This window comes from Pseudomonas sp. NPDC098747, from assembly GCF_044760045.1.
Classification (GTDB): domain Bacteria; phylum Pseudomonadota; class Gammaproteobacteria; order Pseudomonadales; family Pseudomonadaceae; genus Aquipseudomonas.
In genome coordinates, this window is record NZ_JBIWAL010000034.1 from 12,635 (window position 1) to 26,048 (window position 13,414).

The following is a 13,414-nucleotide window of genomic DNA, read 5'->3' on the forward strand; positions in this document are numbered from 1 at the left end:
GCAGACTCCGGGGCTACAGCCTTTTTCAAGTTTTAGAGGATTAAACCATGAGCAACGTCGACCACGCCGAAATCGCCAAATTCGAAGCCCTGGCCCATCGCTGGTGGGACCGTGAAAGCGAGTTCAAACCGCTGCACGACATCAATCCGCTGCGGGTCAACTGGATCGACGAACGGGTCAATCTGGCGGGCAAGAAAGTCCTCGACGTCGGTTGCGGCGGCGGCATCCTCAGCGAAGCCATGGCCCAACGTGGCGCCACTGTGATGGGCATCGACATGGGCGAAGCGCCGTTGGCGGTCGCACAGTTGCATCAACTGGAATCCGGCGTCAGCGTCGAATATCGACAGATCACCGCCGAAGACCTGGCCGAAGAAATGCCCGAGCAGTTCGACGTCGTGACCTGCCTGGAGATGCTTGAGCACGTGCCTGATCCATCTTCGGTCATCGCCGCTTGCTACCGCATGGTCAAGCCGGGCGGCCAGGTTTTCTTCTCGACCATCAACCGCAACCCGAAGGCGTACCTGTTCGCCATCATCGGCGCGGAATACATCATGAAGCTGCTGCCGCGTGGCACCCATGACTTCAAGAAATTTATCCGCCCGTCCGAGCTGGGTGCCTGGAGCCGCATGGCCGGCCTGACCGTCAAGGACATCATCGGTCTGACGTACAACCCGCTGACCAAGCACTACAAGCTGGCCAGCGACGTTGACGTCAACTACATGATCCAGACCCTGCGCGAGGAGTAAGCCGATGGCCATCAGAGCAGTTCTTTTCGACATGGACGGCACCCTGCTCGACACGGCGCCCGACTTCATTGCCATCTGCCAGGCGATGCGCGCGGATCGCGGCTTGCCGCCGATCAACGACAAGCACATCCGTGACGAGATTTCCGGTGGCGCCAAAGCGATGGTCGCGGTGACCTTTTCGATGGACCCGGAGTCGCCTGGCTTTGAGGAACTGCGTCTGGAGTTCCTTGAGCGTTATCTGGTCGGTTGCGCGGTGCACAGCAAACTGTTCGACGGCATGGGCGAACTGCTGGCCGATATCGAAAAGGCCAACCTGATCTGGGGCGTGGTCACCAACAAACCACTGCGTTTTGCCGAACCGATCATGCAGCAACTGGGGCTGGCCGAGCGTTCGGCACTGCTGATCTGCCCGGATCACGTGAAGAACAGCAAGCCGGATCCGGAACCGCTGACGCTTGCTTGCAAGATGCTTGATCTGGATCCATCGACCGTTCTGTTCGTGGGCGATGATCTGCGTGACATCGAGTCGGGGCGCGATGCCGGCACCAAAACGGCTGCGGTGACCTACGGCTACATCCATCCGGACGACAACCCGCGGCATTGGGGCGCGGACGTGGTGGTGGATCATCCGCTGGAGTTGCGCAAGGTGCTGGATAGCGCGCTTTGCAGCTGCTGAACACTGACCCTGTGGCGAGGGGATTCATCCCCGTTCGGCGGCGAAGCCGTCGCAAGACCCGCTAATCGAATCACCCTGAAAGAAAGCAGGGGGCGGCTGCGCCACCCAACGGGGATGAATCCCCTCGCCACAGGTATGTCGCCAGCCTATTGTTGAATTGTTGTGAGGGTTTTTATGTTTGATTATTCCGCCCGCCCCGAATTGCTCAAGGATCGGGTCATTCTGGTCACCGGTGCTGGTCGCGGCATTGGCGCGGCTGCCGCGAAAACCTACGCTGCCCATGGCGCCACCGTGCTGTTGTTGGGCAAGACCGAAGCCAATCTGACGCAGATCTACGACGAAATCGAAGCCGCCGGGCATCCGCAACCCGCGGTCATTCCGTTCAACCTCGAAACCGCCTTGCCCCATCAGTACGATGAGCTGGCGGCAATGATCGAGACTGAGTTTGGCCATCTCGACGGTCTCCTGCACAACGCCTCGATCATCGGCCCGCGCACGCCGATCGAACAGTTGTCCGGGGAAAACTTCATACGTGTCATGCAGGTCAACGTCAACGCCATGTTCATGTTGACCAGCACGCTGCTACCGCTGCTCAAGCTGTCGCAGGACGCTTCGGTGGTGTTCACCTCCAGCAGCGTAGGACGCAAGGGGCGTGCTTACTGGGGCGCTTACGGCGTGTCGAAGTTTGCCACCGAAGGCCTGATGCAAACCCTGGCAGATGAGGTCGACGGCGTGGCGCCGGTGCGTTCCAACAGCATCAACCCGGGCGGTACTCGTACCAGCATGCGGGCGCAGGCTTATCCGGGGGAGAACCCGCTGAACAATCCGACCCCGGAGGACATCATGCCGGTCTACCTGTACTTGATGGGCCCCGACAGCACCGGTATCAACGGCCAGGCATTCAACGCGCAGTAATGCCATACGTCGCATTTGTTGCCGCGGCGGATTCCCGTCGCGGCAGGCATTTGCCGCTATCGGCCGTCACAATAAAGTCAAATATCCAGCACCCCTTCTTGTCGTTATTCCTCAAGCCTTTGATTCATATAGGTTTAAATAAAACCGAACCGAATGGCACGACTTTCGCTCTAATTACCCACAAAGCATGCCGTGTGAAGGCAGTGGGGCAAGGCCTGGTTCGATAGCTTACTAATCGTCGTCAGGCAGACTAAACTTACGCCAAATGTCCTACGGGACTGATGGATCAGTACGACGCGCAGCCCATAGCCGCTCTCACCCAGCCTGTAAGACAGACTTACTGCTTAGGGGCTCACGCCACATGAAATCACCCTCCCAGACCAATGCAATTGACTTTGACAGTGCCAAATTGCAACGCCTGGGCTTTGGTCAGCTTCCTCCGCTTCTGGAGCGTCCGACCAGCCTGACGCAATTGCGCCAGCAAATGAGCCTGCAACTGCAAACCAGTCTCGAACCGCAACGTATCCTCGGTCTGTTTTTCCGCGAGGTTCAACGCCTTGTGCCGCTGGACGCCTTGAGCTACGAGCACAAGGGCAGCGACTTGCGCCTGGAGTTCGGCGCACGCGGTCACCATTCCGTCAGCTACACCCTGAGCCACGAAGGCGAGCACATGGGCGAAGTGGTGTTCCGCCGCAATCAGCGCTTCAACGAGCAGGACCAAGGCAATCTCGAATCGCTGCTGTCGTCGTTGCTGTACCCGATGCGCAATGCCCTGCTGTACCGTGCGGCCACCCAGAGCGCGTTGCGTGACCCGCTGACCGGCGCCGGCAATCGAATCGCGATGGAGCAGACGCTGCAACGCGAGATCGAGATGTCTCGACGGCATGTGCAACCGCTGTCGGTGTTGATGCTGGATATCGACCACTTCAAGCGCGTCAACGACAGTCACGGTCACAGTGCTGGCGATGACGTGCTCAAAGCCGTAGCCGCGTCGATCAAGGGCCAGTTGCGCAACGTCGACATGGTCTTTCGTTATGGCGGGGAAGAGTTTCTGATCATGCTGTCCAACACCAGCCGGGAAGCGGCGGCGATGGTCGGCGAGCGTCTGCGTTATGCGGCGCAAACGGCGGAGTATTACGCCGATGGCCAACTGATCGAACTGACGGTCAGTCTGGGTTGCTCGACCCTGCTACCCGGTGAATCGGCAGAAAGCCTGTTGCGCCGTGCGGACAGTGCGTTGTACGTAGCCAAGCGTGAGGGGCGTAATCGGTTGGCAATGGCGGGCTAAATCCTTCGAGACAGCACAAAACAGTGTGGGAGCGAGCTTGCTCGCGAAGGCGATCTGACATTCAACAATGAGTTGACTGACGGTCCGCTTTCGCGAGCAGGCTCACTCCTACATTTTTATGCGCTGTTGCAAAGAATCAGCTTTCCAGCACAGCCATCCGTTCACGGTTTACCAGCAAACGTTCGGACGTTTCCAGTTGCATGCACCGCTCCAGGAACAGGTACATGTAGTCGTAGCTCTTGCAGATCGCCTGTCGCAACTCGGCCTGTAAGGCCTTGCTCGGGTTCATGCCCGCCAGGGTGCAGATGATTTCCAGTGCCTCCCATGGGTGAGCATCGTCGTACTGGGCGTGCATCTTCAGCCACTTCATCGCACGCTTGCGATCTTCTTCAGGGAATGCCGCAGCGTACACGCCAGTCGAACAGACCTGCGCCGACCACTCCCCGGTCGCGCCCTCGATGGCGTAGTTGGTCGCGGCGATGGCGACGATCAGTGAGTCGGCAGAACTGGTGTGCCAGCACCAATGACTCAAGGCATGCAGTTCAGGCGGCACATGCTGGGCTTGAAGATCTTCCAGGCTCACACCGTGCGCGCGACTCCAGTGCACCCAGTAATCGGCGTGATTGAGTTCCACACGAATGTTGCGCATCAGCCATCGCCGCGCCATGTCTTCCCCGGGGTGACGGGCAAACTTGGTCTTGGTCAGGTTCTGCGCCATGTACAAGGCGAATTGCTCAACCACCGGCCAGCCCCCGATCAGGTACTGGCGCATGGTTTTGGCGCTGAGTTTGTTATCACGCATGCGCAGGTAAAGTTCATGTTCGACAACCCGGCGCTTGCTCTCGCTGCAATCATCTATCAGCTGTTGTGCCCAGCCTGGATAACTTGCGGCTTCCATGAGTGGTCCGGTTCGGTTGAATGTGTCGATCACTGTTCGGCTCCTTTTGATTTGTGATTGTAAGGATCGGCGAGAGACTTCAACGGAACGTGCCAGGCGCTTTGAATAACAGCGGCTGCGGTCTGGCGGGCCGACTCTGCAAACTGTCGCAGGTAAACAATTGCGGACGCTCGATAACATAACCCTGAGCGTAATCTACACCGATCTCAAGCAATGCCTGTTCGATCTGGGTAGTTTCAACAAACTCGGCAATTGTCTTCTTACCCATGACATGCCCGATGTGATTGATCACTTCGACCATTGCGCGGTTAATCGGGTCGTCCAGCATATCCTTAACGAAACTCCCGTCGATCTTCAGGAAGTCTACAGGCAAATGTTTCAGATAAGCGAATGAAGACATTCCGGCACAAAAGTCATCCAGGGAGAAATAACAACCTAAGCCCTTGAGTTCATTAATTAATTTAATTGCACTGCCCAAGTTGGAAATTGCACTGGTTTCAGTGATTTCAAAACAAATCATTTCAGGCGGTATTGAATAGTTAACAAACTGCTCGCGCAGAAAGTGCAAAAACGCGTCATCTCCTATAGTAATGCCTGACAGATTAATCGCACACATTGCCAACGGACCTTCATGTTCTTGCGCAATACATTGAGCAATAACCTTGAATACATTTTGCACTACCCAACGATCTAACTGGCTCATCAAGCCGTAGCGTTCTGCGGCGGGAATGAAACTGTCGGGCAGAATCATCCGGCCGGCTTCATCATGCAGGCGCAGCAGAATCTCAATGTGCCCACCCTTGCCGTCACTCGGTTTCAGGGGGGAAATTTCCTGGGCATAAAGGCAAAAACGATCTTCTTCCAGCGCCATGTGCAGGCGTTGCACCCAGGCCATTTCACCAAAGCGCAGCGACAGTTCGGAATCGTCGGCGTGATAGACCTGCACCCGGTTGCGGCCCTTTTCCTTGGCCATGTAACAGGCCATATCAGCTGCACGCAGCGAGGTTTCGAGGGTCGTCGGGGTTTGTGTGATATGCACCAGGCCGATACTGACTGTGGTCAGGAATGGCCGCCCCTTCCAGACAAAGTGCAGGTTCTGCACGGTCTGGCGCAGCGCCTCGGCAATCTTCTCCGCCGCCTCCGGCGGGCAGTTCTGCAGCAGGATACCGAACTCGTCACCGCCCAGCCGCGCCAGCGTATCGCCCTCGCGCAGGCCCGATTGCAGCAGCGTGCAGATGTGTCGCAACAGCTCATCACCCGCCGCATGGCCGCAGGTGTCGTTGACCAATTTGAACTGATCCAGATCGAGGAACATCAGCGCATGCCGCCCGGCCTGCCGCGTGAGGTTGTGCAGCGCCTGTTCCAGGCGATATTCAAACTCGCGGCGGTTGGCCAGCCCGGTCAGCGCATCGTGGGTGGCCTGCCAGGAAAGGTTGGCGATGTATTGCCGTTCTTGGGTCATGTCGTGCAGCACCAGCACCGTGCCGCTGACCTTGCCGGCATTGCGAATCGGTGCACCGACCAGCGTCACCGACACCGTGCTGCCGTCCAGCCGCTGGATCAGCTTGGAGTGTTCGCTGCCGCCACTGAGTTGACCGCTGAGAATATGTTCGATCAGCGTCAGGCCTTCAGCCTGGGCGTTGTCATCAAGCAAATTGAACAGCGCTGCCAATGGCAGACCGGCAGCCTGTTCGGCTTTCCAGTGGGTCAAGGCTTCGGCGGCTGGGTTCATGTAATCGATGGCGCCCGTCACGTCGGTGGTGATGACGCCATCCCCGATCGATTGCAGCGTGACGTGCGCCCGATCTTTTTCCAGTTGCAGCGCCTCAGCGAAGGCATGGCGCTGCTGGAGCAATTTTTGCGTGCGCAACAAGGCCAGCACGATCAGCCCCAGCGCCGTGGCCAGGTTGATCACCAGCAACAGGCGCAGGATCATCCGCGAGCCTTCGCCCAAGGCATCACTGAAGGCTTTTGCCGCCGGGGTCACGGCATCATTGATCGCAAAGATCTGCGCCTTCCAGCGCAGGATATCGGGGCTGCTGGCGGTGTTCTCGGAAATACTGCGGTGCATCTCGCGTGCGAGATCATCGAGCTCGACCAGATAAGCGTCACCCACCGTCCAGCGGTCGATGGCGATCTCAAGGTAACTGAAATGACGGAAGTTGAGGTACAGCCAAATCAGGCTGGAGACGTCCTCCGGGTGGTTACCACCCTTGAGAATACCTTCACGTGCAGCGGTCAGATCCGGCGGTTGATGGTCCAGCGCCAGACGCAATTGATGACCGCCCTGAGGCACGGCAATCGCGTTCTGGTATTTGAGGAATATCGCTTCGTCACGACTGTCGGCGTATAGATTGAGGTAGTAGATGGCATCTTTCTGACCCTTCGACCACAGACTCTCTCCCGCGACGTAACCGCGAACGGCCGACAGCACGTAAAGACTCACGCCTCCCAATAACGCTTGAAATAACACGACGGCAATAAATGGCCACACGATGCCCAACAACCGTGGCGTTCCGAGAGTCCGCTTTTGCTTCATGAGATCCCTTGCGCAAGCATTGCCAGATGAACACCGGAAAATACCGCTCCTGACAGCTCAGCCTAGGCTAATTTTCGCCCTGACAAAGGGACAGCTCTGCCGTCCTCTATGACGATCGTGCAACCTGGCTGCTGGTCGAGGTAATCCGGGCGCCTTTAATCAAGGCAATTCAAGCACTAAGCACAGAAACCCACAGAAAACTCAAGGGCGCTGAATCTGCTGCAAGTGACCATACAGCTTGGCGTACAGCCCGCCGTCTGCAATCAACTGCTGGTGATCGCCGTCCTCGGCCACTTGCCCACCATCGAACACCAACACCCGATCCGCCTGTTTCACTGCCGATAACCGGTGAGCGATGATCAGCGTGGTGCGGCCTTGGAGGAAACGCGCCATGGCTTGATGCAGGTTGTATTCAGTGGCGGCGTCGAGGGCCGAAGTGGCCTCGTCGAGGATCACGACTTTGGGCTCGGCGAGGATCATCCGCGCAATCGCCAGGCGCTGGCGCTGACCACCGGACAAGCGCACGCCAGAACGCCCGACGATGCTGTCGAGGCCATCCGGCAAGGCGTGGATGGCAGGTTCGAGCTGGGCGATTTCCAGCGCCTGCCAGCAGGCTTCGTCGCTGCGCGTGCGGCCCATCGTCAGGTTGGCGCGTACGGTGTCGTTGAACAGCGCCGGATGCTGCAACACCACCGCGACGTTTTCCCGAACCGTTTCCAGACCGATTTCCTGCTGGGTCGAACCGCCAAAGCGAATCGTGCCGGACAGCGGCGTGTACAGCCCCAGAAGCAATTGCACCAAGGTGCTTTTGCCGCCGCCACTGGCGCCGACAATCGCCACTTTCTCGCCGGGCGCGATGGACAGGTTGAGCTGATCCAGCACTGGTTCGTCGCCGTAACCGAAGCTCAGGCCTTGCACCTCGATGCCCACGGTGTCGCGGCCCTTGAACGGGTCGATACCGCCCGGATACTGCGGCTCATCGGCCCGCGCCAGCAGTTCGTTGATCCGCGCCAGCGCCCCGCCCGCCGCGTAATAGGCGTATTGCAGGTTGAGCAGTTGTTCCACCGGGCCGATCATGAACCACAGGTAACTGAACACCGCGAGCATCTGCCCGATCGACAGATCGGAGAACAACACGGTGAGCATCGCTGCCGCGCGAAAAATGTCGATACCGAACTGAAACAGCAGGCCACTGGCACGGTTGGAAGCGTCGGTTTTCCACTGCGAGTTGATCGCGTAGTTACGCACTTCCTGCGCCCGCAACCCGAGCCGGCCAAGGAAGTAACCCTGACGGTTGCCCGCCCGTACTTCCTGAATCGAGTCGAGGGTTTCGCTCAGCGCCTGGGTGAACCGCGCGGTGCTGTCGTTCTCGAGTTTCTTCAGGTGTTTGACGCGTTTGCCCAACTGCACCGTGGCGTAGATCACCAGCGGGTTGAACAGCAGAATCAGCAACGCGAGTTTCCAGTGCATCCACATCAGGATGCTCGCCGTGCCGACCAGCGTCAGCATTGCCACCAGAAAACGGCTGAGGGTTTCCCCGACAAACTTGTCGAGGGTGTCGAGATCGGTGACCAGATGGGTGGTCACCGTGCCGCTGCCCAGACTTTCGTATTCGGCGAGGGAAATACGCTTCAGCCGCTCGATCAAGCGCACGCGGATGCGATAAACGATGTCCTTGGCCAGACGCGCAAACAGCCGCGACTGCAACACGCCAAAGCCCAACGCGCCGCACCGCAGGGTCAAGGTGACCACCAGCATCAGGCCGATATAGCCCGCCGCTTGCTGCCACATCGTCGGCAACAGATTATTCATCACCTTCAGCGCCGCATCGCCGTGGCCGAGCAGGACTTCGTCCACCAGCAATGGCAGCAGCAACGGGATCGGCACGCTGCATAGCGTGGCCAGAACGGCGACGCCATTGGCGATCCACAGGGATTTCTTGTGAGTGAGTGCCAGTCGCCGGACTTCTGCCCAGCTCAGCCGGTCGACACGCTTTACGGCTGGCGTGTCATCGGCCCGGTCAGGCACAGGCTGCGCGCTCCAGCCATCGGCCGAGCAACGGCGACAGCTCACTGAGCGGTTGGTAACCGTTGGTCAGCAACGCCAGTTGGCCGTTGCGCTCAGCGAGCAGGGTCGGGAAACCGGCGATGCCGAGATCCTGCACCCAACTGAAATCGGCCTGAGTGGCTTTGTGTTGATCGGCATGATCGAACAACGCAGCGAATTCGATGCGCGGCACGCCCGCCTGCTCCGCCAACTCGACCAGTACGCTGGCCTGAGTGACATCGCGACCTTCAGCGTAAAACGCCTGCTGGATCAGCCCGACCAGTTTCCACGCACAATCCGGTGCCAGACTGCGTGCGGTGACAATTGCACGGCAGGCAGGCTCGGTGTCGTAGACAAAACCGTCGGGCAACGCACCGTCAAACTTGAACGGCTGCCCCGTGGCCTCGGTGACTGCTTGCCAGTGTTCAAGAATGTAGCGCCGGGTGGTCGGCTCCAGCGCCGAACCGCTGCCGGTGCGCAATCCGCCCACCACCAGATGCAGCTCGACCCCGGCTGCCTGCGCTTGCTCGACCAGTGCCTTGGCCACCGGAGCAAATCCCCAGCACCAGGAACACATCGGATCCATCACATAGAGCAGGCGCGCAGACATGGTTAAGCCTCGGTGGATGCTTGCTTATAGTTAAAGCCGATCGGGTGCGGCTGGTTGCGGGCCTTGGCCAGCTCGATCTGCTTCTGCCGGTCGATGGCGCTGCGGCGAGTCTTCTCGCTCAGCGTGTCCCAGCAATGCGGGCAACTGACGCCAGCAACGTAGTGCTCGGAGGTGCGATCTTCAACGCTGATCGGTGTGCGGCAAGCATGACATTGATCGTAGTCGCCTTCGCTGAGGTCGTGGCGCACGGTCACTCGGTTGTCGAACACAAAGCAGTCGCCCTGCCACTTGGTTTCTTCCTGCGGCACCTCTTCGAGGTACTTCAGAATGCCGCCCTTGAGGTGATAAACCTCCTCGAAGCCCTCGCCGAGCATGTAGCTCGAGGCCTTTTCGCAGCGGATGCCACCGGTGCAGAACATCGCGACTTTCTTGTGCACGGCCGGGTCGAAGTGCGCTTTGATGTAGTCGGGGAATTCGCGAAAACTGGTGGTTTTCGGATCGATGGCACCTTCGAAGGTGCCGATCGACACTTCGTAATCGTTGCGCGTGTCGATCAACAGTACTTCAGGGTCGCTGATCAACGCGTTCCAGTCTTGCGGATCAACGTAGGTGCCGACCTTTTTGTTCGGGTCGACGCCTTCAACACCGAGGGTGACGATCTCTTTCTTCAGTTTTACCTTGGTGCGGTAGAACGGCTGGTCGTCGCAGTACGACTCTTTGTGGTCGATGTCGATCATGCGCGGGTCGTTCTTGAGCCAGGCGAGCAGGCCATCGATGCCTTCGCGAGTGCCGGAAACTGTGCCGTTGATGCCTTCTTCGGCGATCAGCAAGGTGCCTTTGATGCCGTTGTCGACCATCGCTTGCAGCAGTGGCTCACGCAGGTTGACGTAATCTTCGAGGGTGACGAACTTATACAGTGCCGCCACGACAATCGGTTGAGTCATGGGTGTTTCTCCAGGTGGCTACCCTCGTAAAGGGTGAACCGGATGCGAAAAAAAACGCGCCGGGTAAGCGGCGCGTTGCGGATTCTAGCAAAAACAGGATGGATATAGGATGTGCCGAGAACTCTGTGGCGAGGGGATTTATCCCCTATGGGCTGCGAAGCGGCCCCAAAACACGCGAATTCAGTCTCTCAGGGATACCGTATTCTGTGGGTTTACGACTGCTGCGCAGCCGATCGGGGATAAATCCCCTCGCCACAAAAGCCCCCACACCACAAAAAGCCCGTCACATCCAGAATCAGTGCTTGCTACCGCCGGCACAGGTCGGCGACGCCGGGGCGGCGCCGGTCTCTGCCCATTCCTGCGGGGTGTAAGTGTGCAGCGCCAACGCATGGAACTCGCCCATCAGCTCGCCAAGCGTGCCGTAGACTTTCTGGTGGCGTTTGACCCGACTCAGCCCTTCGAACTGCGCGCTGACCACCACAGCCTTGTAGTGAGTCTGTAACCCACGGCTGTGCATATGGCTTTCATCCAGCACATGCAGATGTTCGGGCTGAAGCAGCGCCAGCGTCGATTCAATGCGTTGTTGCATGGTCATCACGAACTCCGCTTACGGCTTTTTCTTGGCCGGAGCAGCGCCTTTCGGGGCCAACTCGTTGGTCATGTCTTCCAGCAGCTTGTTGACTACCGGCACTGCGCTTTCCAGCTTGGCCTGAGTCATCTGGGCCGATTGCTGAGTCAGCTGCGGCATTTTTTCGAGGACTTTCTTGCCCAGTGGCGACTTGTAGAACGCGACCAGTTCTTTGAGCTCGGACTCGCTGAAGTTGGTGGTGTAGAGCTTGACCATGTCTGGCTTGAGCTTGTTCCAGCCGATGGCCTGGTCCAGCGCAGCGTTAGCCTTGGCCTGGTAGGTTTCCAGCACGGCTTTCTTGGCTTCAGGGGCTTTGGTCTGCTCAAAACGCTGAGCAAACATTTGCTGCACTTGCATGTACACCGGAGTGCCCAGTTTGTCAGCGTGCGCCAGGGTCAGGAACGCTTCGGCACTGGCGTTGTGGCTGGCTGTATCGGCGAGGGCCTGGCCGCTGGCGCAAACCAGGGCTACTGCGGTACAGATGGCACGAAGACGAGTCATCGAGTTTCCTTTTCAGCTAAGCGAGGTAATACCCCAAGGGCGCCCATTCTGCGCCTAACAATCCCCGCGGCTCAACCCCCCAAGCCTTGCCGCGCTTGATTGACGGGGTTTTACCGGTCAACAATCGATTCAAGGGAACCACCAGAGCCGACACCGGCCTAAACTGCGCAAACAGACCAACAGGAGTGTGCACGATGAGCCGTATCGAAACCGACAGCCTGGGCCAGATCGAGGTCCCGGACGACGCTTACTGGGGTGCTCAGACGCAACGCTCGCTGATCAACTTCGCCATTGGTCAGGAACGCATGCCGCTGCCGGTACTGCACGCCTTGGCCCTGATCAAGAAAGCCGCCGCGCGGGTCAACGACCGCAACGGTGACCTGCCGGCCGACATCGCCCGCCTGATCGAACAGGCCGCCGACGAAGTGCTCGATGGGCAACATGACGATCAGTTCCCGCTGGTGGTCTGGCAGACCGGCAGCGGCACCCAAAGCAACATGAACGTCAATGAAGTGATCGCCGGTCGCGCCAACGAACTGGCCGGCAATCCACGCGGCGGCAAGACTCCGGTGCACCCGAACGATCACGTCAACCGCTCGCAAAGCTCCAACGATTGCTTCCCCACCGCCATGAGCATCGCCACGGTCAAAGCCGTGCAGGAACAGTTGCTGCCAGCGATTGCCGAGCTGTCAGGGGGGCTGGCCGAACTGGCCGCACGGCACATGAAACTGGTGAAGACCGGCCGCACGCACATGATGGACGCGACGCCGATCACTTTTGGTCAGGAAGTCTCGGGATTCATCGCGCAACTGGATTACGCCGAACGGGCGATCCGCGCCGCATTGCCAGCGGTGTGTGAACTGGCGCAGGGCGGTACTGCCGTCGGCACCGGGCTGAATTCGCCGCACGGTTTTGGCGAGGCGATTGCGGCGGAACTCGCCGCGTTGTCCGGCCTGCCCTTCATTACCGCGCCGAACAAATTCGCGGCGCTGGCCGGCCACGAACCGCTGACCAGTCTGTCGGGCGCACTGAAAACCCTCGCCGTGGCCCTGATGAAAATCGCCAACGACCTGCGCGTGCTCGGCTCTGGCCCCCGCGCTGGTTTTGCTGAAGTGCGCTTGCCGGCCAACGAGCCGGGTAGCTCGATCATGCCCGGCAAGGTCAATCCGACTCAGTGCGAAGCGCTGTCGATGCTCGCCTGTCAGGTGCTGGGCAACGACGTGACGATCGGCATTGCCGCGAGCCAGGGCCACTTGCAGTTGAACGTGTTCAAACCGGTGATCATCCACAACCTGCTGCAATCGATCCGCTTGCTGGGTGACGGTTGCAGCAACTTCCAACAGCACTGCATCGCTGGGCTTGAGCCGGATGCGCAGGTCATGGCCCAGCATCTGGAACGCGGTTTGATGTTGGTGACGGCGTTGAACCCGCACATCGGTTATGACAAGTCGGCAGAAATCGCCAAGAAGGCTTACAGCGAAGGGCTGACCTTGCGCGAAGCGGCGCTGGCGTTGGGCTATCTGACGGATGAAGAGTTTGATGCGTGGGTGCGGCCGGAGAACATGATTGAGGCTGGCGCCAAGGGCTGAGATCTTCAGCGCCTGAACACACGCCTTCGCGAGC

At 59.0% G+C, this 13,414-nt stretch carries 12 protein-coding genes; 5 read left to right on the forward strand and 7 right to left on the reverse strand.

Annotated features, from left to right (window positions below):
- The first annotated feature begins 47 nt into the window (after nt 1-47).
- From ubiG to ACIQVE_RS19525, 4 genes are all read left to right on the forward strand, one after another.
- Nucleotides 48-746, forward strand: a complete 699-nt coding sequence (gene ubiG / locus ACIQVE_RS19510) for a bifunctional 2-polyprenyl-6-hydroxyphenol methylase/3-demethylubiquinol 3-O-methyltransferase UbiG (RefSeq protein ID WP_150615980.1) — start codon at nt 48-50, stop codon at nt 744-746.
- Between the two features lie 4 nt (nt 747-750).
- Entirely contained in the window at nt 751-1,422 is a 672-nt protein-coding gene (gene mupP, locus ACIQVE_RS19515) for an N-acetylmuramic acid 6-phosphate phosphatase MupP (protein WP_402811104.1), read from the forward strand.
- Between the two features lie 174 nt (nt 1,423-1,596).
- The gene (locus ACIQVE_RS19520; protein ID WP_402811106.1) at nt 1,597-2,337 is read left to right on the forward strand and encodes a YciK family oxidoreductase; all 741 of its coding nucleotides are present in this window, start codon (nt 1,597-1,599) and stop codon (nt 2,335-2,337) included.
- 361 nt (nt 2,338-2,698) lie between these two features.
- Nucleotides 2,699-3,625, forward strand: a complete 927-nt coding sequence (locus ACIQVE_RS19525; RefSeq protein WP_402811108.1) for a GGDEF domain-containing protein — start codon at nt 2,699-2,701, stop codon at nt 3,623-3,625.
- 136 nt (nt 3,626-3,761) lie between these two features.
- On the opposite strand, the gene ACIQVE_RS19530 is transcribed toward ACIQVE_RS19525, so the two are convergent.
- From ACIQVE_RS19530 to ACIQVE_RS19560, 7 genes are all read right to left on the reverse strand, one after another.
- A complete protein-coding gene (locus tag ACIQVE_RS19530) occupies nt 3,762-4,523 on the reverse strand; it encodes a TenA family transcriptional regulator (protein ID WP_402811110.1) in 762 nt (253 codons plus the stop codon).
- A 79-nt stretch (nt 4,524-4,602) separates the two neighbouring features.
- A complete protein-coding gene (locus tag ACIQVE_RS19535) occupies nt 4,603-7,062 on the reverse strand; it encodes an EAL domain-containing protein (protein ID WP_402811112.1) in 2,460 nt (819 codons plus the stop codon).
- Nucleotides 7,063-7,263: 201 nt separating this feature from the next.
- Nucleotides 7,264-9,090, reverse strand: coding sequence for an ABC transporter ATP-binding protein (locus ACIQVE_RS19540; protein WP_402811114.1), 1,827 nt, complete (start codon nt 9,088-9,090; stop codon nt 7,264-7,266).
- Nucleotides 9,083-9,685 carry a DsbA family protein gene (locus ACIQVE_RS19545; RefSeq protein ID WP_177409247.1) on the reverse strand — a complete coding sequence of 201 codons (603 nt, stop codon included), beginning with the start codon at nt 9,683-9,685 and terminating at the stop codon, nt 9,083-9,085. Before ACIQVE_RS19545 ends, ACIQVE_RS19540 begins: the two co-directional genes overlap by 8 nt.
- A gap of 35 nt (nt 9,686-9,720) precedes the next feature.
- A complete protein-coding gene (locus tag ACIQVE_RS19550) occupies nt 9,721-10,662 on the reverse strand; it encodes a rhodanese-related sulfurtransferase (protein WP_402811116.1) in 942 nt (313 codons plus the stop codon).
- 295 nt (nt 10,663-10,957) lie between these two features.
- Nucleotides 10,958-11,257, reverse strand: a complete 300-nt coding sequence (locus tag ACIQVE_RS19555) for a BolA family protein (protein WP_402811118.1) — start codon at nt 11,255-11,257, stop codon at nt 10,958-10,960.
- Between the two features lie 12 nt (nt 11,258-11,269).
- A complete protein-coding gene (locus ACIQVE_RS19560; protein WP_402811120.1) occupies nt 11,270-11,791 on the reverse strand; it encodes a DUF2059 domain-containing protein in 522 nt (173 codons plus the stop codon).
- A 194-nt stretch (nt 11,792-11,985) separates the two neighbouring features.
- On the opposite strand from ACIQVE_RS19560, the gene ACIQVE_RS19565 reads away from it, so the two are divergent.
- On the forward strand, nt 11,986-13,380 hold the full coding sequence (locus ACIQVE_RS19565; protein WP_402811122.1) for a class II fumarate hydratase: 1,395 nt from the start codon (nt 11,986-11,988) through the stop codon (nt 13,378-13,380).
- Nucleotides 13,381-13,414 lie beyond the last annotated feature (34 nt).